At 70.3% G+C, this 24,169-nt stretch carries 8 protein-coding genes and 3 pseudogenes; 2 read left to right on the top strand and 9 right to left on the bottom strand.

Going from position 1 to position 24,169, the window contains the following annotated elements:
* Window positions 1-33: 33 nt before the first annotated feature.
* Together L6444_RS13260 and L6444_RS13255 are read right to left on the bottom strand one after the other, a co-directional pair.
* Window positions 34-831, bottom strand: coding sequence for a nuclear transport factor 2 family protein (locus L6444_RS13260; RefSeq protein ID WP_236983197.1), 798 nt, complete (start codon window positions 829-831; stop codon window positions 34-36).
* Window positions 828-1,451: an isochorismatase family protein gene (locus L6444_RS13255; protein ID WP_289624949.1), complete on the bottom strand. Its 624-nt coding sequence runs from the start codon at window positions 1,449-1,451 to the stop codon at window positions 828-830. Before L6444_RS13255 ends, L6444_RS13260 begins: the two co-directional genes overlap by 4 nt.
* On the opposite strand from L6444_RS13255, the gene L6444_RS13250 reads away from it, so the two are divergent.
* Window positions 1,450-2,415, top strand: a complete 966-nt coding sequence (locus L6444_RS13250; protein ID WP_236983196.1) for a DoxX family protein — start codon at window positions 1,450-1,452, stop codon at window positions 2,413-2,415. The two genes, L6444_RS13255 and L6444_RS13250, sit on opposite strands and share 2 nt — an antisense overlap.
* Here L6444_RS13250 and L6444_RS13245 read toward each other — a convergent pair.
* From L6444_RS13245 to L6444_RS13235, 3 genes are read right to left on the bottom strand one after another with little or no spacing between them, the layout of a single operon-like run.
* A complete protein-coding gene (locus L6444_RS13245) occupies window positions 2,384-2,917 on the bottom strand; it encodes a gluconokinase (protein WP_370652835.1) in 534 nt (177 codons plus the stop codon). The two genes, L6444_RS13250 and L6444_RS13245, sit on opposite strands and share 32 nt — an antisense overlap.
* A complete protein-coding gene (locus L6444_RS13240; RefSeq protein WP_236983195.1) occupies window positions 2,887-4,896 on the bottom strand; it encodes an ecdysteroid 22-kinase family protein in 2,010 nt (669 codons plus the stop codon). Before L6444_RS13240 ends, L6444_RS13245 begins: the two co-directional genes overlap by 31 nt.
* Before the next feature lie 18 nt (window positions 4,897-4,914).
* Window positions 4,915-6,420, bottom strand: a complete 1,506-nt coding sequence (locus L6444_RS13235; RefSeq protein WP_236983193.1) for a carboxylesterase/lipase family protein — start codon at window positions 6,418-6,420, stop codon at window positions 4,915-4,917.
* Window positions 6,421-6,498: 78 nt separating this feature from the next.
* Here L6444_RS13235 and L6444_RS13230 point away from each other — a divergent pair.
* Window positions 6,499-7,149: pseudogene (locus tag L6444_RS13230) on the top strand (hypothetical protein).
* Between the two features lie 66 nt (window positions 7,150-7,215).
* On the opposite strand, the gene L6444_RS13225 reads toward L6444_RS13230, so the two are convergent.
* The 4 genes and pseudogenes from L6444_RS13225 to L6444_RS31115 all read right to left on the bottom strand — a co-directional run bounded on the left by L6444_RS13225 (window position 7,216) and on the right by L6444_RS31115 (window position 23,873).
* Window positions 7,216-7,404, bottom strand: a complete 189-nt coding sequence (locus L6444_RS13225) for a hypothetical protein (RefSeq protein WP_236983191.1) — start codon at window positions 7,402-7,404, stop codon at window positions 7,216-7,218.
* Between the two features lie 323 nt (window positions 7,405-7,727).
* Window positions 7,728-8,804: pseudogene (locus tag L6444_RS30620) on the bottom strand (PE family protein); the annotation flags it as partial.
* 40 nt (window positions 8,805-8,844) lie between these two features.
* A complete protein-coding gene (locus L6444_RS13205; RefSeq protein ID WP_236983189.1) occupies window positions 8,845-11,403 on the bottom strand; it encodes a PEP-utilizing enzyme in 2,559 nt (852 codons plus the stop codon).
* A gap of 10 nt (window positions 11,404-11,413) precedes the next feature.
* Window positions 11,414-23,873: pseudogene (locus L6444_RS31115) on the bottom strand (type I polyketide synthase).
* Window positions 23,874-24,169: the final 296 nt, after the last annotated feature.

The following is a 24,169-nucleotide window of genomic DNA, read 5'->3' as shown; positions in this document are numbered from 1 at the left end:
GGGCATCGCCGGCGCTGTTGGTGACGAGCTGAATCAGGCTGGGAAGTAACGGATTGCGTTGATCCGGTGGCCGCGCCAGGGCACCTCGGCGAACAGTATGCCGCGGCCGTGGTCGGAGGTGACGGACGCCGCGACGGTGGATCCCGCGCCGATAATCTTGGTCCACCGGGTGCCGCGGATCTGCTCGATCAGCTCGGTCACGTCGAGCGGATCATGCTCACCCAAAGTTATTGGGGCACTTGGCGACAATGCCCGCAGGACGGCATCGGTGTCACCACCGCCGACCGCACGCAGGAAATTCTCGACGAGGTTCTTGTGCCGTGCGCCGGCGCGGCGGAACCCGGTCATGAAGCCGAACGTGCCGCGGGGACCCTGGTTGCCCAGCAACCCCTTGGCAAGCGCCACACCCGGTGTCAGTGCCCGCGGTCCGGTCTTGAGGAACTGCAGCATCATCGCCGGCAACTCCCAGTACGCCCGTAGCCGCTCGACCTGCCACTGACCGTGGGCTTCCCGCAGGTCGTACCGCAGGATGGCCGGAATGTACATCGTCACCGCGGTGCCCATCGCCACCTCGAGCTCGAGGTCGCGCAACACCGACCGGCCGTTGACGATGTCGAGGTCGCGGTGGAATTTGATCTCGCGCGGACCGATGAAGGTGTCATAGAAGCGGTAGATCTGGTCGTGCCCGAGGTGGGGGCTCGACCCGACCGGGTCCTCCACCCTGCCGTCGGCGGTGAACACCTGGACCCAGGCGTCGCGGTCGTGCGCGGCGACCGCCCGCGGCGAGCGCTCCACCGCGGCCAGCAGCTCATCCCGGTTCGTTGCCGTCATGGCCGACTTCCGATCAATTCGATACTGGCGGAGCGCATTTCGGATAACACACGGTCGGTCGAATCCGCCGCCACCCCGGCTGTCAGGTGCAGCAGCACGCGGGTGGCCAGGCCGGCACGCGCCGCGTCCATTGCGGTGTGCCGGACGCAGTGCTCGGTCGCGACACCGACCACGTCGACCGCGTCGACGTCGCGCTGACGCAGCCACTGCAGCAGCGCGGTGCCGTGGTCGTCGACGCCCTCGAAACCGCTGTACCCCGCGGAGTAGGCGCCCTTGTGGAAGACCGCCTCGATGGCACTGGTGTCCAGACCGGGGTCGAAGCCTGCCCCCAGGCTGCCGGCGCGGCAGTGCGGTGGCCACGAGGTGGCGAAATCAGGGCGGTCGGAGAAGTGGTCGCCCGGGTCGATGTGGAAGTCCTGGGTGGCCACGATATGGGCGTAACCCGGTTGACGGGCCAGGTAATCGCTGATCGATGTCGCCAGCGCGTGGGCGCCGGCGACCGGCACCGGACCGCCTTCGCAGAAGTCGTTCTGCATGTCGACGATGATCAGCGCCCGCACGCCGTACACCCTATCGCCGGGGCGTTTGTATGCGGGCCGGCCGGGGAACACAGCGCCCATGTTGATCCGCAGAATCGCTCGACCCATGTTGTCAGCTGTCTTCATCGGCCAGGGAGTGGAGGCCTTACTCAACCCCAAACCCGCAGCTCAAGCCGCGCAACCGACCGTCGACGGGTTGCAGGCGCTGCCGGATTCGGTGAGCGGGAGCATCCCGGCCGACGCCGAGAAGTTCGCTCAGATCAACGCCGCTGTCCAGATCGGCGGCGGGGTGCTGCTGGCCGCCGGCCGGCTGCCCCGGGTGGCCTCGGCGGCGCTGGCGTTGACGGTGATCCCGGGCAACCTTGGCTCGCATATGTTTTGGGCCGAACCCGACCCGGAGCGCAAAGCCGAGAAGCGGCGGGCGTTCTTGGGCGACATCAGTCTGCTCGGTGGCCTGATCATCGCGTCGGCCGACACGGCGGGCAAGCCGTCGCTGGGCTGGCGAGGCCGGCGGGCGGCCGAGCGGCTCTCCGAACGGGTGTCGGGCAACGACTCGGAGTTGGGCGAGAAGATCGTGCACGGCCTGCAGGTCGGCGCCGAGCGCGGCCGCGAGCTGGCCAGCACCGCAGCCGAGAAGAGCGCCCCCTATGCCGAAGCCGCGCTGGAGCGTGGCCGGGAACTGGCCAGCACCGCGGCGGAGAAGAGCGCCCCGTATGCCAAGAAGGCCCGCAAGCGCGGCGAAGAACTGGCCAGCACCGCCGTCGAGAAGAGCGCCCCGTACGCCAAGAAGGCCCGCAAGCGCGGCGAAAAGCTGGCTGACACCGCTCTCGAGCGCGGCGCCGAATTCGCCGAAACCGCGCGGCACCGCGGGGAGAAGCTGGCCGACACCGCACTCGAGCGCGGCGCGGAATTCGCCGAGACCGCGCGACACCGTGGCGCGCGACTCGCGGACACGGCGGTGGCCCGTGGCAACGAGCTCGCCGAGACGGCCCGCGACCGGTTCGACGACGAACTCACCAGCCGCCGCAAGCGTTGGAAGCGCTAGCCAGATAGGCGTCGACGACCGCGTCGACGCCGAGGCTGCCGACGTCCACTTCGACCCCGCGCTCGTCGGCGTCCAGCGGTTCGAGGGTGTCGAGCTGCGACTGCAGCAGGGTCGCCGGCATGAAGTGATCCGGTCGGGCGGCCAGCCGCGCTGCGATGACGCCGGGCGGCGCACTCAGGTGCAGAAACCGCACCGACGGGCGGTGGCCGCGGAGTTGGTCCCGGTAGCGCCGCTTGAGCGCCGAGCAGCTCACCACCCCGCGCTGAGTGGCCAGCCACTGCCCGACCCGGTCCAGCCAGCCGAACCGGTCGTCGTCGGTCAGCGGTTCCCCCGCGGACATCTTGGCGACGTTCGCCGGTGGATGCAGGGTGTCGGCGTCCAGAAACGGCATCCCCAGCCGCTGCGCGAGCACGGCGCCGACGGTCGACTTGCCCGATCCGGAGACGCCCATCACCACGATGGGCGCTCGACTCAACCCTGGTCGACCTGGCTGCGATTCCATTCCATCCATCCGACCCCGGTGCGACCGTCGGTGGTGGCGATGTCGACCCAAGCGCGCGGAAACTGGCTCACCCGTCCGTCGACCGCAACCAACCGCACCGGCCCGTGTGCGCGGACGGCGACCTGGGCGGTGACCGATCCCGGCTCCAGCTCCAGCGTGGTGTCTTCTGGTAAACCGTTGGCGCTGAACACTTTTCGGATGCTCACCTGGGTCAGTTCACCGATGTCGCCGGCGGCGTCCTGGGTGTAGCCGATGCTGATCGACGGCGTGTCGGGGATCTGCAGGCTCAGACCGTGCAGGTGCGTTCCGTCGTCGAGATGCAGTGCGCACCACATCCAATCCATGCTCCACCAGTCGCGTACCCCCCACGAGTGATCGCGCTGCCCGGGCACCGACTGAAGTTGGTAGCTGGACCGGTCGACGGTGACGGTGCCCGAAACGGTGCACGGGATTTCGTATCGGGTGGTCAGCCGATATTTGTACGGGGTTCCGTCGGTGCACCAGACGAGGTTCAGCGCGACCTCAACCGGCTCCCCCGGTTCGCCCCGCAGCAGAGCCGACGGGTCCGAGTACGCCTGGCCTTGCCCGCGCAGGTCCACCCGATAGGTCTGCAGCGGCTCGCCGGCCGCGTGGGCGAGTCGGATGTCATCGGCCTCCGCGGTCCAAGGGTCTTGCGGCAGCGGCACTTTGCAGTCGACGGCAACGGTCGGTCGGCCGGGACCGCACACCAAAACGTGGATCAGCGCCGTCTGCTCGTTGGGGATCCGGCCGAGACGGAACCAGCCGCCCACTCCCGCCGCGGCGTCGACGAAATCGGCGTACCAGCTCTCGCTCCACAGCGGCTCGTCGGTGGCGGTGTGCGCAAGCTCGTCGTCGGTGGTGGGCCGCAGCGGTTCGGGTGTCGCCGCGGCCGGCAGCGTCGCCAACGCGTCGATGTCCAGCACGTGGGCGCAGTGCCGTTGCAGCATGGTCATGAACAGCCGATCACCACGTTCGGTGCGCTCCACCAACATCGACGAGACGATCGCCATCATGACGCCGAAGAAGCTCTGCCGGCGCACCCCCTCGCGGACGTCGTCGAGGCTGACCGGAGCACCCGGCCCCAACGCCTTGTGGTACGTCCGCAGCAGCGTGTCGTAGTGGGCGCGGCGCTGTTGAGTCGGCACCGCGCAACCCAGGAAGTAAGCCAGGTCGGTGAACGCCGGACCCCAGGAGACGGTCTGCCAGTCGACCACCGTGAGCGCGCGGTCCGCACCGGGGTCGCCGAAGAGCAGATTGTCCAGCCGGAAGTCGCCGTGCATCAGCCCCTGCGGTCCGCCGCGGGCCGCCTCCTGGGCCAGGTACCCGTCGAACGCTTCCACCAGACGTTCACACACGACCCGGTGTTCCGGGGCGATCTGGTCGCCATAGCGGTTGACGAAGTCGGCGTACAACGCCGAGATCATCGCCTGGCTGACCGGCGTATCCCGGTTGAGCCACGGCGAGTCCGCCAGCGTCTGGTCGCCCAGCAGCGGTCCGTGCAGCCGGCCCAGCTCGCCGACCGCCAGAGCAGCGTGTTCGGTTGTCGCACCGGCGATTTCGTCACCGACGGCGGCCGGAGCGGCGTCTGCGAGCAACACGTCGAACACGCCGGTGGTGGTGTCGATGGCGGCGTGGTAACAGGGCGCCACCGCACCGTCGAGTCGAGGTGCGATGTCCTGATAGAACCGGACTTCGCGCTCGTAGAGGCCCAACGCCAGCCCGGTTTGACGGCTCACCGGATCGGTCGCGGCGACCTTGAGGACCACCGATGCCGGGCCCGAGCCCGCGGAATAGGTCAGCCGGATCCGGTAGCACTCGCTCATCTGTCCGGTGCCGATGCGCTCGCTGGTGAATTCGGCGACGGTGCCGGCGCCGAGTCTCGCACTCAGCCAGTCGGCGGTCAGGTCGGCGGGTCGCTCGATGGCGTGGTCGGTGTGTTCGCCGGTTTCAGGTGCCATGAGGGACAGCGTGCCAGGTCACTGCGCCAGGGAGAAGCCGTCCCAGGCCAGCCTGCGATGTTGATGCGGATCGAACTCGACGCGGGTCTTGCGGTCGAACACCAGCACGGCGCGTTCGGGGTGCGAGTGCATGGGCCAGTCGTCGCCGGGCAAGCCGGTGCGACTGAACGAACGCCACCGGCGTTGTATCTCGTTGCTGACCCGCAGCGCATGATGCCGGTCGGCCGCCGCGGTGAGCAGCGCTCCGAGCCGGGTGCGGTAGACGTCGAAGACCGCCAACAACTCCATCGCGTGCGTCGCTCCGAAACCGGACCATTGCAGGGTGCGCGGTGCGAAGTCGTAACGGTACAAGTAGGTGGGCGCATGTTGGCCGTGTGCGTCGGCGATCTGCCAGGCCGCGGTGCAGAACGCGAAGTCCCCGCCCAGCTGGATGCATGCCGATCGCTTCGGATAGTCCGGGTAGGCGGCGGTAATGCGTTCGCGCGCGGTCGGTTCCAGGTCGGCGAGCAGCTCCTCGACCATCTTCTCGTTGGTCGGCAGCATGCCCAGGAAACGGGTGAAAAGTCGTCCTTCGTCGGCGTTGGTGCCTACGATCAGCGGCACCCGGTGCGCCTGGCCGGAGCGCATCGCCTCGACCGGGTCGGTGGGCACCACGTCGTCACCGAACACCGGCCCGATGGGGAAGGCGCCCAGCCGTTGCTGCATGCCCTGCTCGAGCAGTCGGTGTTGGGTGTCAACGAGTTGGGCCGCCGACGCTCGCATCACCGCGGTGGCCGCATCCTGGCGGCGGGCCCCGAGCAGATGGGCGAAACGGGTGGCGAACTCGGCGGCGACCTCGCGGGACCGCGTCATACCGGCCGCCGGACTCTCGGCGATGGCCCGGTGGAACAGACCGGCCGCCTCGGGCACCGCCAGCAGGGTGGCCGTGATGTGTGCGCCGGCGCTCTCCCCGAAGATGGTCACGTTGTCCGGGTCGCCGCCGAAGTTGGCGATGTTGTCCCTAACCCAGCGCAACGCCAGGACCAGGTCACGCAGATACAGGTTGCTGTCGATGGTGACGTCCGGGGTGGACAACGACGACAGGTCCAGACAACCCAGTGCGCCCAGCCGGTAGTTCACCGACACGTAGACACAACCGCGGCGGGCCAGGGCGGCGCCGTCGTAAATCGGGGTGGCGGAGCTGCCCAGGATGTACCCACCGCCATGGATGAACACCATCACCGGCAGCGGTTCGTCGCCCCTTTTCTCCGGGGCCACCACGTTGAGGGTCAGACAGTCCTCACTCATCGGCTGATACCTGCCGATGCCGAGCAGGGTGTAGCGGCGCTGCTGGGGTGCGCAGTTGGTGAATCCGTGGCAGTGCCGGACCCCGGACCAGGGCTGCGCCGGTTGCGGGGCCCGGTAACGCAGCGGGCCGACCGGCGGCCTGGCGTACGGGATGGATCGCCAGCGGTGCACGCCGTCGCGGGTGAAGCCTTCGACGATGCCGGCGGTTGTACGGGCGCGGACGATGCGCTCATGCATGAATCGACGGTAGCGGACTGGACGCACACGCGGCGCGCGCAGCGCCCGAATCCGCTGCACGGCGGCTAGCCTGACCTCATGCGGATAGCCGCGCTGGTCGCCATCCCGATGCTGGTCGTCGGCTGCTCGCACACCGTCGGCGGCACCGGGCAGCCCCAGACCAGCAGCGGTCAACCGTCCTCGGCCGCCCCGACCAGCCCGTCGAGCAGCAAACCCTCAACGGCGGCATCCGCACCGGCCTCCGGCGCGCCGATCGCCGCCGTCATCGCCTGGATCGAAGCAGCCCACCCCGCCGACCCCGCCGTTACAAGCTCGACGCCGACATCGCGTTCAGCGCCCCGCCAGCAAAACTCGATGCACGACAGACGCCAAACACACCGCCGGTTTGCTGTCCTGTCTGGTCGAACTGGGCAGTCCGCCGCCGCGACCGGACACCGCCTACGGCGAGTGGAAGGGCGGCTGGGTCGACTTCGACGGCACCGATTTGCAGGTCGGCTCTGCGCGCGCCGACCCGGGTCCGTTCCTGGCCGGCACCGGAGCCGAGTTGGCCCTCGGCGATTCGCTGGCGTTCGGCGACTTCCGGTGCCGCGCAGACCAAGCCGGGTTGTTCTGCGTGAACTACGCGCACCAGTCGGCGGTCCGGTTCAGCCCCACGGGGTCGAGCCGTTCGGATGCCTGCGATCGGTGCCACCGCCCGACGGCGTGGGCGTGGCCTTCAACTGCCCGTGACAGCGCCGAAGAGCTCGTTGCGATCCGGTTTGGAAGCCAACAGCTTGCTGCTCTGAGCTTTTCGGCTTAGCCCGCCGCGCCGGAGCTGCCGTCGCTGCCGAACAGCAACCCGCCGGTCCCCCGCCCCGGCGGCGCCGCCGGCACCCACCGAGGTGCCCGCTCCCCGCCCGCGCCGGACCCGCCGTCGCCGCCGTCGCCGATCAGGGTGGCCGACCCACCGGCCCCGCCGGGCCCGCCCGCCCCGCCCGCGCCCAAGGCGGCTGACCCGCCGACACCACCGCGGCCACCGCCGCCGCCATTGCCGAACAGGTAGCCCCCGGACCCGCCGCGACCGCCCGGCGCCCCGGCACCCCCGCGTCACCGGCACCCGCAGCCGCTGCCCCGGCGCCCCGGCACCACCGACCCCGCCGTCACCGAACAGCCAGGCCGCACCGGCAGCACCCCGGCCCCGCCGTTGCCGCCGGCACCGGTCGCCTGGGACAGCGCGTCGCCGCCCGACCCGCCGGCACCGCCGTTACCGAACAGGAAACCCCGGCTCCGCCGCTGCCGCCGGCGCCGCCGCCCTCGCTGAAGTGGCCACCGCCGAGCCCGCCGCCACCACCGGCACCACCGGCGCCGATGAACCTGGCGCTGCCACCGATCCCCCGGCGCCACCGATGCCGCCCGCTGCGCTGGTTCCGCCACCGCCGCCGCTACCGCCGTTGCCGACCAGCAGGCCGCCGCCACCGCCGGCGCCCCTGAACCACCGAGGCCACCGGTGGCCGAGGTGGCCGCTGCCGCGCCGCCGTGTCCGCCGGCGCCGCCGTCACCGATGAGCCAGGCGTTGCCGCCGGACCCGCCGACCCCCCCCCCGGTCAGCGGTGAGGCCGCTGCCGTCGCCTGCCCGCCCGAGCCGCCGGCGCCGCCGTTTCCCGCCAGCAGCCCACCCCAGCCTCCGGCCCCGCCACCGCCGCCGCCGGCGGCACCAGGCCACCGGCGCCACCGGAACCGCCGGCGCCGAGCAGAATCGCCTGCCCACCGGCACCGCCGAGTCCGCCGATGCCGGCCGGGGCAGCGCCGCCGACGCCGCCGATGCCGCCGTTGCCGAACAACCAACCGCCGTTGCCGCCGGAACCGCCCACCGCCCCAGCAGATCCCGCGCCGCCGGGCCCGCCGTTGCCGAACAACCCGGCCGCACCACCCCGGCCGCCGGCCGGGTGGGCGCCGCCGCCGGAGCCACCCGCACCGCCGTTGCCGAACAACAGGCCGCCCGCGCCGCCGTCGGCTCCGGTCCCGGCCGCGCCGTCGGCGCCGTTACCGATCAGCGGCCGGCCCAAGATGAGCTGGAACGGCGCGTTGACGAGATTGAGCAGATCGTTCAACGGCGCCGGCAGCGCGGCCGCGCTCGCGGCCTCGGTCAGGGTGTAGCTGCCGGCGGCCGCGGCCAGTGCCCGCGTGAAGTCGGCGTGAAACTCCTCCGCGTGCGCGCTGAGCGCTTGATATTCCAGCGCGTGGCGGCCGAACACCGCGGCGATCGCCGCCGACACTTCATCGGCGGCCGCGGTGCGGATCTGCGTGATGGCGGTGTCGGCGAATGCGTTGGCGGCGTTGACTGCTGAGCCGATATCGCTCAATTGCGCTGCGGCGGCGGCGATTGCCTCGGGCGTCGCGAACATGGGTCACCTCCGGGCGAACGTGCAGCACAGAGTAGCCCGATCAGGGCGCCAGCACCCGGATTTCGCCTGTCGCGCCGTCCACCTCGACCAGCGCGCCCGTCCGCAGCGCGCGGGTGGCGTCCTGCACGTCGACGACACAGGGGAACCCGAACTCGCGGGCCACCACGGCGGCGTGCGACATCGGCCCGCCGAGTTCGGTGACCACCGCCGCCGCATAGCAGAATGCGGCGGTGTAGCCGACGTCGGTGACCTCGGCGACCAGCACCTCACCCGCTTGCAGGTCGTCGATGGTTTCCGGACGCACGATCCGCACCCGGCCGCGGACCCGGCCGCCGCAAACCCCGACGCCGCGCAACATGTCCCCACCGGCCAGCGCCGGCGTCGAGGTCGTCGTCGGCTCCCAGGTGCCGTTGAACACGGTGGGGGGAACGATGCCCACCAAGCGGCGCTGCTCGGCTCGGCGCCTGGCCACCAGCTCAGATACGTTGGGCGGCAATGCATCCAGTTCGTCGACCAACAAGTAGAACGCATCGTCAGCCGATCCGAACACGCCCGCCGCGGTCTGTCGGCGGCCGTACTCGCGTAACAGCCCGCGCAGCACCCAGATCGCACGCACCATCCGGTCGCGACGGACCTCCCGGTCGCGCAGCTGCCGAACCGCAAGCAGCGCAACGGGTTTGGCCCTCAGCGGAATCGGCAGGTGTGTCGGCTCGGGCTGCGGCGGCGCGTCCAGCGCTTTGGTGACCATGCGGACCAGCAATTCGGGGTCGTCGGCGTAGCTGGTCGACAGCATCTCGACCTCGGCCGGTCCGCGGTGACCCATCAACGCGAGCTCGGCCAGCACCGCAGCACGGAACTCCGGGGCTTCGACGGCCAGCTTGTCCAGGCGGTCACCGGGTTCGGCGAGCACCCGCAACACGGTCGGGTCGCGGCGCGCGGCGGCCACCAGTCGCTGAACCGCTTCGACCGAGCGCGCGCTGACCAGGTCCGGCCCGGCCGGCGTCGAGGTGTCGCGTCCGCACAGGCCGCGCAGCAGCACGTTGAACGCCGCGCACAGCATGAACGACCCGGCACCGGCCAGCACCCAGCCGTGCACCACGTGGTCACGCGCCAGGGTGATAAGGCTGAGCAACCGGTTATCGTCCAACTCGGTGAAGTCGGCACCGGCCAGCCGTTCCAGACGGTCGACGTCGGCCACATAGTCGCGGGTGTCCAGCGACGACGCCGCGCTCAATCCCACCAGGTTGACGCCGAACACGCCGATGTTCCGGATGGTGCGCAACTGCCGTCGGACCCGGCCGGATTCCGACAGCGGACGCTGCTCGCCGAAGACCGGCAGCGAGGCCATGCTCGGGCCGAAATATCCGCTGTTGCGGACGATCGCCGATGGCTTGGCGAACGGCACGGTTTCGGCCATGAAGTGCGCCGAGGTGATCGCGCCGTAGAGCCGGTGGGCGAATACCGCGACGGTGCGCAGCGCGATCTCGCGCTGCACCGCCCCGCCGGGCCGCAGTCGCTCCGCGATGGCCACACCGGCGGCCCGCAGACCCCGCACCGTCACCGACGCCGAGGACGGGGTGAACGGGCCGGGCAGCGCCTCGGAGAGGTTGGTGGCCAAAAAGGTCGGGAAACGCGGGTCGATCGGGGTGTCGAATTCGCCGTTGACGCCCGGTGGCCCGGCCAATCGGGGGACGACGCCGTCTTCGGCCGGGCTGTCGATGGCGGGCAGGTCCTGGACTGGCGCCAGCCGCCACGGCAGGTCCACCACATGGCCACCCAGCGTCACCCGTCCCCGCACCGCGAGCGCGAAGTCTTCGAGGCACTCCGGAGCGGTCCAGGCGGGGGTGAACCCCCAGCCGTCGCGCAGCCGCGCGGTGTCCATGGGTGCGGCGCTCTGCAGCACCGATCGGCCCAGCAAGGCCGCGGACCTGGGTCCGACCGCTACCGCGCGCCGGCCCAACGCGGCGGCCAGCTGCCGGTAGCTCAATGTTCCTGTTACCGCCAGATTGATTGGGCCACTTGGTATTTCAGTCTCAACGATAGCGCGATTCAGGAGTCGCAGCACGTCGTCGGTGTGGACGACCTGGATGCGGCGACCGGCGTCATCGACGGCAAGCACCGGCAGTGCCACCTGCGCGCGCAACCGATTGTCGACCCCGCGGCCGACCACCAGCGGCAGCCGGATCGCGACCCAGTGCGCGGCGGCCTCGGCGAGCATCTTCTCGACCTCGGCGTGCACCCGACCGTCGTGGGTCGTCGGACTCAGTGGGGCGTCCTCGGTGACCGGCCCGTCCGTCGCACCATAAACCAGCGCACAGGATGCGAACACGATGCGCGGAGATCCCGAATCCGACATTGCCCGAAGGACATTGGCGGTTCCCGCGGGATCCGGCACCAGATGTGCGACGGCGTCGGCACCGCAGAAGGCGCGGGTCACCGCGTCGGCATCCCGAATGTCGGCGGACATGAATTCCGCTGCGCTGGGCCAGCTTGCGGGGCGATGCCGGGCCAATCCGGTGACTTCGTGGCCCTGGCTGAGCAGCCTGGCCACCAGGCCGCGGCCAAGCACTCCGCTGGCCCCGGTGACGGCGATTCTCACTGGCCGACCACTATTCGTCGTCGTCCATGAATGCCGCGTTGACCAAGTCGTCGAGGTCCATGTCCGCGATGTCTTTCACCGACTCGGCCGGTGTCTCCGGGGCTCCGTCGCGCTCGCCGTCGTTGGCCAAGGCCAGCAACAGATCCAGCACGCCCGCCTGGCGCAGGCGCTTGACCGGAATGGATGCCACGACACGCCGCAGTTCCTCTTCGCCGGGTGCAACAGGTTGCGCCACTTGCTGTTCGGCGCCCAACAGCTCCTGGTGGAAGTAGCCGGCCAGCGCCGCCGAGTTCGGGTAGTCGAAGATCAGCGTCGGCGACAGTGGCAGTCCGGTGGCAGCCTTGAGCCGGTTACGCATCTCGACGGCCGTCAGCGAGTCGAAGCCCAACTCCTGGAACGCCCGGTCCGGCGGAATGGATTCCGGCGTACCGCTGCCCAGCACGGTGGCGATGTGCGAGCGCACCAGGTCCAGCAGGACGGCGTGCTGCTCATCCTCGGGCAGGCCGTCCAAGCGTTGCAGCAAGGCGGATTTCGACTTCGCGGCGGCCAGCGAGTCGTCCACCTGACGGCGGGCCGGCGCGTTGATCAGATCGACGAACATCGGCGGCAACGTGCCCGCATCGAACTTGGCGCGCAACGCGACCAGGTCGATGTGGGCGGGCAGCAGGAACGGCTCGTCGACGAGCAGGGCGGTGTCCAACAGGTCGAGCGCCTCGCCGGAGGACATGGCCACGATGCCGTCGCGGGCGAACCGGGCCAGATCGGCTTTGCCCAGCCCCCCGGTCATGCTGCTGGCCTGGTCCCACAGCCCCCAGCCGAGCGAGACCGCGGGCAGACCGTGGGCGTGCCGGTGGGCTGCCAGCGCGTCCAGGAACGAGTTTCCGGCCGCGTAGTTCGCCTGCCCGGAAGCGCCGGCCAGACCCGCGATCGACGAGAACAACACGAACGCAGCCAGTTTCACGTCGCGAGTCAACTCGTGCAGGTTCCAGGCCGCATCGACCTTGGCCCGCAGCGCCGCGTCCACCCGCTCCGGGGTCAGCGAAGTCACCACCGCGTCGTCGAGGGTTCCCGCCGCATGCACCACCGCCGAGAGCGGATGCGCCGCCGGGATGTCGGCGATCACCCGGGCCAGGGCTTCCCGGTCGGCCGCGTCGCAGGCGACCACGCGCACGTCGGCACCGGCCGCGGTCAACTCCGCGGTCAACTCGGCCGCGCCAGGCGCGTCGGGTCCGCGGCGACTGAGCAACAGCAGCCGGGGCGCGTGGTGTTGGGCCACCAGATGCCTTGCCAGCGCCGAACCCGCCATCCCGGTGCCACCGGTGATCAGGATCGTGCCGCTGTCCAGGTGGGAGTCCATGGTCATGACGACCTTGCCGACGTGGCGGGCCTGGCTCAGGTAGCGCAACGCCGCGGGAGCCCGGCGCACGTCGAACGTGGTGACCGGCAACGGATGCAGCACCCCGGCTTCGAAAAGGTCGGCCAGTTCGGTGAGCATGCGCTGGATGTGGTCGGGGCCGGCCTCGAAAAGGTCGAACGCGCGGTAGCGCACCCCGGGGTGGTGCCGGGTCACGGTCTCCGCGTCGCGGATGTCGGTCTTGCCCATCTCCAGGAAGATCCCACCCGGGGCGACCAGCCGCAACGAGGCGTCGACGAACTCGCCGGACAGCGAGTCCAGCACGACGTCCATCCCGGTCACACCGGCCCCGGCGGTGGCCAGCCGGAATTTGTCCTCGAACTCGACGCTGCGCGAATCGGCGATGTGATCATCATCGAAACCCAAGGCCCGCAAGGTGTCCCACTTACCCTTGCTGGCGGTGGCGAAGACCTCGACTCCCCAGTGCCGGGCTAACTGCACCGCGGCCATGCCCACACCACCGGCCGCGGCATGCACCAACAGTCGCTGGCCCGGCTGGATATCGGCCAGCACCTTCAGCGCGTAGTAGGCGGTCGCGAACACGACCGGCGCGGTGGCGGCGTCGACGTCCGACCAACCCGCCGGAACCTTGATCAGCAGCCGCTCGTCGGTGGTGGCGACGGTGCCGGTGCCCTCCGGGAACAGGCCGGTGACCCGGTCCCCGTTCGTGAAACGGTTTGCGTCATCCGCTGTTTCGATCACCGTTCCGGACGCCTCGACACCCATTGCGGCGTTCTCGTCGGGGTAGAGCCCCAGCGCGATCATCACGTCGCGGAAGTTGGCGGCCATCGCACTGGTGGCGATCCGTACCTGTCGAGTGCCCAACGGGTCGGGCAGGCCGGGAATCGGTTCGGCGCGCAGGTTTTCGAAGGTGCCCGGGGTGCTCATGCCCAGCCGCCAGGCGCCCTCGGCGGGCGGGGTCAGCAGCGCCCGTACCGCGCGACTGCCGTGCACCCGCGCGATGTGGATAGTGCCGTTGCGCAGCACCACCTGGGGCTCACCGACCGCCAGCACGGCGGCGGCTTCTTCCTCGGAAATCCGAACATCGCTGTCCACCAGCACGATTCGGCCAGGGTGCTCGGTCTGCGCCGAGCGCACCAATCCCCATACCGCGGCACCGGCCAGATCGGTGACGTCCTCACCGGGCAGCGCGACGGCTCCCCGGGTGACGACCAGCAGCACACCCGAGTCGTGCTCGGCCAGCCACGACTGTAAGGCCGGCAATGCCCGGTGGGTGGCGGTATACACGCTCGCCAGGGTGTCGCCGGGGACTGGCTCGGACTCGAAGAGCTGGAAAGGCGGGGTGACGGACTGGCCGGGTGTCGGCGCCGGGGCCCAGTCCACCTCGAAGAGCCGGTCGCCACCGGAACCGGTTATCGCCGCCCGCAGCTGCTTCTCGGTCACCGGCCGGGCCACCATCGAGGCCACCGACAGCACCGGCAACCCCAGCGCGTCAGTCAGTTCCACCGACACCGACGAGGGTCCGGTCGGGGTGATGCGCGCCCGGACCGCGGAGGCGCCCGCGGCATGCAGGGACACGCCCTGCCAGGCGAACGGGACCAGCACGCCGTCACCGGTGTCGAGGGCACGACCGGCCGAACCGCCGACGATGAGGGCATGCAACGCCGCATCCAACACCACCGGGTGGACGCCGAATCCGCTCGGCGACAGCCCGGGCGTCGCCGGCAGCGTGACTTCGGCGAACAACTCGTCGCCGCGCCGCCACATGGCGGTCAGGCCCTGGAAGGCCGGGCCGTAGCCGTAGCCGTGCTCGGCCAGCCGCTCGTAGGTTCCGGCGATCTCCACGGGCTGGGCGCCCACCGGTGGCCAGGACGACAGATCGGCGCCGGGTGGGGCGGCCGCACAGCTCACCGACCCTTCGGCATGCAGGAGCCAGCCCGACGTGCCATCGGCGCGGGAGAACACCGAGACGGCGCGGGCACCGGACTCGTCGGCGGCGTCGACGACGACTTGCACTGCCACCGAACCGGTTTCGGGCACGATCAGCGGCGCGGCCAGGGTGAGTTCGTCGACCACCGAGCAACCCACCTCGTCGCCGGCGCGGATCGCCAACTCGACGAAGCCCGCTCCGGGGAAGATCACCACGCCACCGACGGCGTGGTCGCGCAACCAGCCCTGCGCCACCGCAGAGAGCCGGCCCGTCAGCACCACCCCACCCGAAGCGGGCAGCTCGACCACGGCGCCCAGCAGCGCATGCTCGCCGGCCGTCAGGCCCAGGCCGGTGGCATCGACGGTGCCGGAGCCGTTGGCCAGCCAGAACCGGCGCCGCTGGAAGGCATAGGTCGGCAAATCGACGACGGTGCCGTGCCCCAGTACCGCCTGCCAGTCCAGTTGCACACCCGCGACGAACGCCTGGGCCGCCGCTTCGGTCAGCGTGGCAGGCTCGGGCCGGTCCTTGCGCAGCGTGCAGATAGCCGAAAGATCCGGGGCGTCGGGCAGCGACTCCTCGATCGCGGCGATCAGGCCGCTGGGGCCGACCTCGACGAATCTGCTCGCCCCGGCGGAGTGGGCGAAGCGGATACTGTCGGCGAAACGCACCGCTTCCCGGACGTGTCGCTTCCAGTACGCGGCCGACCCGAAATCGTCCCCGGCGAGCTGCCCGGTCAGGTTCGAGATGACCGGAATGATGGGCTGGCCGACCGGAAGTGCGGTGGCAACCGCACCGAACTCGTCCACCATGGGATCCATCAACGGGGAATGGAAGGCGTGCGACACCGCGAGCCGGTGCACCCGCCTCCCCTCGGCGCGCAGCCGGTCGGCCATCGCCTGCACGGAACGCTCGGCACCTGAAATGACCACCGAGGCGGGGCCGTTGACGGCGGCGATGCTGACCTCGGGCCCCAGCAGCGGCCCGATCTCGGCTTCGGTGGCCTGCACGGCGAACATCGCGCCGCCGGGGTCGAGGCGCTGCATGAATCGGCCACGGGCCGCCACCAGGACAGCGGCGTTCTCCAGCGACAGCACGCCCGCGACATGTGCCGCCGACAGCTCACCGACCGAATGACCCATCACGAAATCGGGCTGCACACCCCAGGATTCCAGCAACCGGAACAGCGCTACCTCGACGGCGAACAGCGCCGGCTGGGCGAATTCGGTGGTGTCCAACAGGTTTTGCTCCGGCCCCCACATCACCTCGCGCAACGGACGCAGCAGATGACGGTCCAACTCGGTGACCGCGGCATCGAACGCCTCGGCGAACACCGGATAGGTGGCGTGCAATCCCATTCCCATGCCCAGCAATTGGGCACCTTGACCGGGGAAGACGAAAACGGTCTTGCCGCCGGGCTGGGCGACGCCGCGGAACACGGCGGCCCCCGGATCCTCGGCCGCCAGCCCCTCGAGTCCGGCCAGCAGGGTGTCCCGGTCGGAGCCGACCACGACGGCACGATGCTCGAAAGCCGACCGGCCCGCCAATGACCAGGCGATGTCGGCGGAGTCCAATTCGTCACGAGTGCCGATGTATTCGGCCAGCCGGGTCGCCTGGTCGCGCAACGCGGAGGCCGACTTGGCCGAGACAACCCACGGCAGCGGTGTGGTATTCGTGTCGGTCTTCTCGACCCGCGGCGGAGCCGGCGCCGATTCGATGATCACGTGGGCGTTGGTGCCGCTGATGCCGAACGACGACACCCCGGCGCGGCGGGGCTGTCCCTGCTCGGGCCACGACTGAGGTTCGGTGAGCAGCGCCACCGACCCGGTGGACCAATCCACGTGCGGGCTGGGTGCGTCCACATGCAGTGTGGGCGGCAGCATTTCGTGGCGCATCGCCTGCACCATCTTGATCACGCCCGCCACACCGGCCGCGGCCTGGGTGTGACCCATGTTCGACTTGATCGACCCCAGCCACAGCGGTTGGGTGCGACCTTGACCGTAGGTGGCCAGCAAGGCCTGCGCCTCGATCGGGTCGCCGAGCGTGGTGCCGGTGCCGTGGCCCTCGACGGCGTCCACCTCGGCCGCCGACAACCCGGCATTGGCCAGCGCCGCCCGCACCACCCGCTGCTGGGACGGGCCGTTGGGCGCGGTCAACCCGTTCGAGGCGCCGTCCTGGTTGATCGCCGACCCCCGCACCACGGCCAACACCGGGTGTCCCAGCCGCCGCGCGTCGGAAAGCCGCTCCAGCACCAGCATTCCGCCGCCTTCGGCGAACCCGGTGCCGTCGGCCGCGCCGGCGAACGCCTTGCACCGGCCGTCGGCGGCCAGGCCGCGCATGCGGCTGAACTCCACGAAGATGTCCGGTGTGGCGTTGACGGTGACACCGCCGGTCAGGGCCAGGTCGCACTCCCCGGACCGCAGCGATTGCGCCGCCATGTGCAACGCCACCAACGACGACGAACACGCCGTGTCCACCGACACCGCCGGGCCCTCCCAAGCCCAGCACGTAAGCCACCCGGCCCGAGGTCACGCTGCACGACTGCCCGGTCAGCCGGAAGCCTTCCACCGCATCCCCCGCGGAGAAGCCATAACCCTGGGTCATCACCCCGGCGAACACGCCGGTCGCGCTGCCGCGCAACGCCGTTGGTGCAATGCCGGCGCGCTCCAGCGCTTCCCAGGACAATTCCAGGAACATGCGCTGCTGGGGATCCATCGCCAGCGCCTCGCTCGGAGTGATCCCGAAGAACGCCGGATCGAAGTCGGCCACGCCCTCCACGAAACCGCCGGTGCGCGTGTAGCAGGTGCCGGCGACGTCGGGGTCCTCGTTGTACAGGCCGGCCAGGTCCCAGCCGCGGTCGGCCGGGAAGTCCGAGAGCACGTCGCGGCCCTGAATCAGCATGTCCCACAAGGATTCCGGGGAATCGACACCACCCGGGTAGCGGCACGACATGCCCACGATCGCGATCTGGTCGTCGCCGGTGACCCGCACCGCGGGCACCGACCTGATCTCCTGCGGCACACCGGCGAGTTCGGTGCGCATGTAGGAGGCCAGGCCGTTGGGCGTGGGGTAGTCGAAGATCAGCGTGGGCGAAAGCGACAGCCCGGTGGCGGTTTTGAGTCGGTTGCGCATTTCGACGGCCGTCAGCGAGTCGAACCCCAACTCCTGGAACGCCTTGTCGGGATCGACGGCTTCGGGCGTGATGTTGCCCAACACGGTGGCGATGTGCGATCGCACCAGGTTCAGCAGGATCGCGTGCTGCTCAGTTTCGGGCAGGCCGTGCAGTCGGTGCGCGAGCGCCGATTTCGACTTGGCGGCGGCCAGCGTATCGTCCACCTGACGCCGCATCGGCGCGTTGACCAGCTCGCGAAACATCGGCGGCACCGCCACCGCGTGGGCACGCAACGCGGACAGGTCGATCCGCGCCGGCGCCAGGAACGGCTCGTTGACGATCAGCGCGGTGTCGAAGAGTTCGAGCGCTTCCTGCGAGGACAGCGCCAGCACGCCTTCACGACCCAGCCGGGCCCGGTCCGCGGCGTCCAGTCCACCGGTCATGGCGCTGGCCTGATCCCACAGCCCCCAACCCAACGACATCGCGGACAGCCCGTGCACTCGCCGGTGGGCGGCCAGGGCGTCGAGGAAGCAGTTGGCCGCCGAGTAATTCGCCTGCCCCGAGGAGCCCACCAGCCCGGCCATCGACGAGAACATCACGAACGCGGACACATCCAGGTCGCGGGTCAACTCGTGCAGGTTCCAGGCCGCATCGACCTTGGCCCGCAACACCGCGTCCACCCGCTGCGGGGTCAGTGACGTCACCACGGCGTCGTCGAGGACACCGGCCGCGTGGATCACCGCGGACAGTGGCCGCTGCACCGGGATGTCGGCGATCACCTTGGCCAGCGCCGGACGGTCCGCGGCGTCGCAGGCCACCACTTGCACCTGGGCGCCTGCGGCCTGCAACTCGGCTTTCAGTTCTGCTGCCCCGGGCGCGTCCGGGCCGCGCCGGCTGAGCAGCAGCAGATGGCGGACGCCGTGTTCGGCCACCACGTGCCGGGCCAGCGCCGAACCCGCCATCCCGGTGCCGCCGGAGATCAGCACGGTGCCCTGCGCCCAGGCGTCGGGCAGCATCAGCACGACCTTGCCGATATGACGCGCCTGGCTGAGGTAGCGCAACGCCGCCGGCGCCCGTCGCACGTCGAACGCCGTCACCGGCAGTGGGCGCAGCACGCCGGCGTCGAAGAGTTCGGCGAGGTCGATCATGTACTGGTGCATGCGAGGGCGGCCGGGCTCGAACAGGTCGAACGCTCGGTAGTGCACACCGGGGTATTCCTGGGCGATCACACCGGGGTCGCGGATGTCGGTCTTGCCCATCTCGAGGAAGATCCCGCCGGGTTTGACCAATCGCAGTGAGGCATCCACGAATTCGCCGGCCAGCGAGTCCAGCACGATGTCCATCCCGGCCGTGCCGGTGCGGCCGGTGATGGCCCGGAACTTGTCCTCGAACACCAGGCTGCGCGAGTCGGAGATGTGGTCGTCGTCAAAACCCATGGCCCGCAAGGTGTCCCACTTACCCTTGCTGGCGGTCGCGAACACCTCCAAGCCCAGGTGCCGGGCCAGCTGAGTGGCGGCCATGCCCACACCGCCCGCGGCCGCGTGGATCAGCACCCGCTGCCCGGGCTTGGCGTCGGCCAACTCCACGAACGCAAACCACGCGGTGGTGAACACCGCGGATATGGCGGCGGCCTCGGCGTAGGTCCAGTCCGACGGCATCGGCTGCAACAACCGGACATCTCCGGGGACCAAGGTGCCGCTGCCGTCGGGGAAGAATCCGTACACCGAGTCGCCGACCGCGAATTCGGTGACGCCGGGCCCGACCTCGACCACCACACCGGCGCCTTCACCACCGATCAGCGCTTCGTGGGTGAACATGCCCAGCGAGATCATGATGTCGCGGAAGTTGGCCGCGATGGCACGCAGCGCGACCCGCACGTAGCCGGGCTGCAGCGGCGCTTCGGCGTTGGGCACCGGTTCGAGCCGCAGGTTCTCGAAAGTGCCTGCGCTGCTGAGGCCCAGCCGCCACGGCCCACCGGCCGGCGGTTCCAGGATGCCGTCCACTGCGCGGCTGGCGCGCACCCGCGGAATGTAGGTCTGCCCGCCGCGCAGCAGCACCTGCGGCTCGCCGACCGCCAATGCCGCGGCCACAGCCGTATCGTCAACGGGCGCATCGGAATCCACCAGCACCAGCCGTCCGGGGTTCTCGGTCTGCGCCGAGCGCACCAGGCCCCACACGGCGGCGCCCGCCAGATCGGTGACGTCCTCCTGCGGCAGCGCCACCGCACCATGGGTGACCACCACCAGTAGGCCGGTGTCCTGCTCGGTCAGCCAGGATTGGACTGCGGCCAGCACATGATGGGTCCGCTCGTAGGCCGCCGACACCGGGTCTTCGTCGGTGGCCACGGATTCGAGGATCCGGTGGGCGGGCTCGGCGCCGCTGGCGGTGGACGTGGCCGGAATCCAGGCCAGCTCGAACAGCCGGTCCGGGCCGGAGCCGGAGACCGCCGCCCGCAATCGCTGCTCGGTGACCGGGCGGGCGGCCATGGCGGTGACCGTCAGCACCGGCAGCCCCAACCCGTCGGCCAATTCGACCGACACCGAGGACGGCCCGGCCGGCGCGATCCGCGCCCGAACGGTCGAGGCGCCCGCGGCGTGCAACGACACACCCTGCCAGGAGAACGGCAGCACCACTTCGGGTTCCGGCCCGGCCGGCGGCTTGGCCAGCACCGCCGCGTGCAGGGCGGCATCGAGCAGCGCCGGATGCACCCCGAAACCCGCTGTGCCACCGGCCGCCTCGGGCAGCTGCACTTCGGCGAACAACTCCGGGCCGCGCGCCCACAACGCGCTCAGTCCGCGGAACGCGGGCCCGTAGCCGTAGCCGTGCTCCGCCAAACGCTGGTAGCCATCGGCCACGTCGACCGCGACCGCACCGGCCGGCGGCCACTCCGTCAGGTCGGCGCCGGGCTCGACGGAGCCCGCACTCAACGTGCCTTCGGCATGACACACCCAGGTGCCGTCGACGTCACCGTGGGAGTAGATCGAAACGCTGCGTTGTCCGGTCTCCTCAGCCAAGGCACCGACAACCACTTGCACGGCAACGGAATTGCCGGCCGGAATCACCAACGGCGAGCGCAGCGTGAGTTCTTCGACCACCGGGCAGCCGACTTCGTCGCCGGCGCGGATCGCCAACTCCACGAATCCGGTACCCGGAAACACCGTCAAACCGGACACGGCGTGATCGGCCAACCAGCCCTGCGCGGCGGGCGAGAGCCGGCCGGTCAGGACGACGCCGCCCGAGGCGGGCAACTCCACTACTGCCCGCAGCAGCGCATGCTCACTGGTGGACAGTCCCAGCCCGGTGGCGTCGGCGCCCGCGCCCTCGCTGGACAGCCAGAACCGTCGCTTGTCGAAGGCGTAGGTCGGCAGTTCGACGAAACCCGCCCCGGGCAGCACGCCGCGCCAGTTCACGGCCACGCCGCCGACATAGGCGGCAGCGGCCGAAGTCAGGAACCGGCCCAATCCCCCGTCGTCGCGACCCAGGGTGGGCACCACGACCGGTTCGGCAGCACCGTCGAGTGCGTCGATGACGGTGGCTTCGACCGCGGCGATCAGCGCCGCGTGCGGACTCGATTCGACGAACACCCGGTAACCGGCCGCGCAGGCACTGCGCACCGCCTGGTCGAGCTGGACGGTCTGGCGGATATTGCGGTACCAGTACTCGGCATCCAATTCCCCTGTGTCCAAACGATTTCCGGTCACCGTCGAGAAGAACGCGGTACGCGACGACGCGGGCTCGATGCCGGTCAGGGCCGCGGTGAGCTCACCCCGGATCGCCTCGACTTCTGCAGAGTGCGAGGCGTAGTCGACATCGATGCGGCGTACCCGAAGCTCACGTTCGGTGCACAGCGCGATCAGCTGCTCGAGCGCGGCGACCTCACCGGACACCACCACCGCCGACGGCCCGTTCACCGCTGCGATGTCCACGCGACCGGCGAAGGGCGCCAACAGTTCCCGCACCTGTTCGAGCCCCCAGCCGATGGACACCATGCCACCGGGACCGGCGAGCCCGGTCAACAGCTTGCTGCGCAGCGTGACCACCTTGGCGGCGTCGCGCAGCGACAGCGCACCGGCGACGTACGCGGCCGCGATCTCGCCCTGAGAATGACCGATGACCGCGTCGGGCCGCACACCGACCGACCGCCACAGTTCGGCCAGCGACACCATAACCGCGAACAACACCGGCTGCACGACGTCCACCCGATCCAGCCCGGGCGCACCGGGCGCCCCGCGCAGCACGTCGGTCAGCGACCAGTCGACGAATTCGCTGAAGGCCTCGGCGCAAGCCTGCATCTGCTCCTCGAAAACCGGTGCGGTGTCCAGTAATTCAACACCCATGCCTACCCATTGGGAGCCCTGGCCGGGGAAGATGAAGACATTCTTACCGGCAGGCTGGGCGACGCCGCTGATGACGGGGGCTGCCGGGTCTTCGGCAGCCAGCCCCCGCAAGCCGGCCAGCAACGCGTCCCGGTCACCGCCCAGCACCACGGCGCGGTGGTCGAACACCGACCGGCCGGCCAGCGACCAGCCGACGTCGGCGATGTCCAGATCGTCACGGGCGCCGACGTAGTCGGCCAGTCGCGCCGCCTGGGTACGCAACGCGGTCGCCGACTTCGCCGAAAGCGCCCAGGGCACCACGGTCGGCTTCGGACCGGCTTCGCGCGGTGCCGGTGCCTGCACCGATTCGACGATGACGTGCGCGTTGGTGCCGCTGATGCCGAACGACGAGACCGCGGCGCGGCGCGGTGCGGCCGACTCGCCGTGCCACGGTCGAGACTCGGTGAGCAACGCGACCGCACCCGCCGACCAGTCCACATGCGGGCTGGGCTGGTCCACGTGCAGGGTGGCCGGCAGCACCTCGTGGCGCAACGCCTGCACCATCTTGATCACTCCGGCGACGCCGGCGGCGGCCTGCGTGTGGCCCATGTTCGACTTGATCGACCCCAGCCACAGGGGTTGTTTGCCGGCCTCGGACCTGCCCTGCCCGTAGGTCGCCAACAGCGCCTGCGCCTCGATCGGGTCGCCCAGCGTGGTGCCGGTGCCGTGCCCCTCGACCACGTCCACGTCCGTGGTCGACAAGCCCGCATTGGCCAGCGCCGCGCGCACCACCCGCTGTTGCGAGGGGCCATTGGGCGCGGTCAACCCGTTGGAGGCGCCGTCCTGGTTCACCGCCGAACCGCGCACGACGGCCAGCACCGGGTGGCCCAGCCGCTGCGCATCCGAGAGCCGTTCCACCACGAGCATGGCGCCGCCTTCGGACCACCCGACGCCGTCGGCGGCTCCCGCATAGGCCTTGCAGCGGCCGTCCGGCGCCAGGCCTCGGTGCCGGCTGAACTCGACGAAGACCGTGGGCGTGGCGTTGACCGTCGCGCCGCCGGCCAGGGCCAGGTCGCACTCCCCCGATCGCAGCGACTGCACTGCCATGTGCAACGCCACCAGCGACGACGAGCACGCCGTGTCCACCGAGACCGCCGGGCCTTCCAGGCCCAGCACGTAGGACACCCGGCCGGAGGCGACACTGGAGGTCATGCCGGTCAGCCGGTAGCCTTCGATCTCCTCAGCAAACATTCCGTAGCCCTGGGCGATGATGCCGGCGAACACTCCGGTGGCGCTGCCCCGCAACCCGCCCGGATCGATGCCGGCCCGCTCTAGGGCCTCCCACGAGAGTTCCAGCAGCATTCGGTGCTGGGGGTCCATCGCGAGGGCTTCGCTGGGCGCGATGCCGAAGAACGCGGCGTCGAAATCGGCGACGCCGTCCACGAAGCCACCGGTGTTGGCGTAGGTCTTGTGCGCCGCGTCGGGGTCGGGGTCGAAGAGCGCACCCACCTCCCAACCCCGGTCGGTGGGGAATTCGGAGATGACGTCGCGGCCATCGGCGACCATCTCCCACAACGCGTCCGGAGTATCGACGCCACCGGGAAACCGGCAGGACATTCCGACGATGGCGATGGGCTCACTCGATCGTTCCAGCAGCGCGCGGTTGGTGCGCTTCAGGCGCTCGACCTGCACCAGCGCTTTGCGCAACGCTTCGGTTGCGTGCTGGAGTTGATCAACCATTACCTGACCCCTCGCCTAACTTTGGTCGTCTGACCCGCCGGCCGCGGCTCGCGTCGAGTCGTCACGGGTGCTGCTCGAAAGTGGCGGCCTCGGGCTGCACTTCCTTGACCGGCGGCGACCAAGAATGTCGCTGGTGAGTATCGCCAACTCCGGCGGGATTTCAAAACGTCAGTTACTCCCGGCTACCCGAGGAACGGCTGGACAACCGTTGCAATCCCGTGGCGAACGGCCCTGCACTCCCTTGTACACCGGCCCATCGTCCATGGCGCGAACTGTACCGCTCCGGCCGTCCCGCA

Source organism: Mycobacterium kiyosense (assembly GCA_021654635.1).
In the GTDB taxonomy this organism is placed as follows: Bacteria; Actinomycetota; Actinomycetes; order Mycobacteriales; family Mycobacteriaceae; genus Mycobacterium; species Mycobacterium kiyosense.
This window is presented reverse-complemented; position numbering and strand designations above follow the sequence as displayed.

Coding starts and splice junctions, on each gene's coding strand:
- L6444_RS13240 (WP_236983195.1), bottom strand. CDS start 4,896: ATGGCACCTGAAACCGGCGAACACACCGACCACGCCATCGAGCGACCC.
- L6444_RS13235 (WP_236983193.1), bottom strand. CDS start 6,420: ATGCATGAGCGCATCGTCCGCGCCCGTACAACCGCCGGCATCGTCGAA.
- L6444_RS13245 (WP_370652835.1), bottom strand. CDS start 2,917: ATGGAATCGCAGCCAGGTCGACCAGGGTTGAGTCGAGCGCCCATCGTG.
- L6444_RS13250 (WP_236983196.1), top strand. CDS start 1,450: ATGTTGATCCGCAGAATCGCTCGACCCATGTTGTCAGCTGTCTTCATC.
- L6444_RS13255 (WP_289624949.1), bottom strand. CDS start 1,451: ATGGGCGCTGTGTTCCCCGGCCGGCCCGCATACAAACGCCCCGGCGAT.
- L6444_RS13260 (WP_236983197.1), bottom strand. CDS start 831: ATGACGGCAACGAACCGGGATGAGCTGCTGGCCGCGGTGGAGCGCTCG.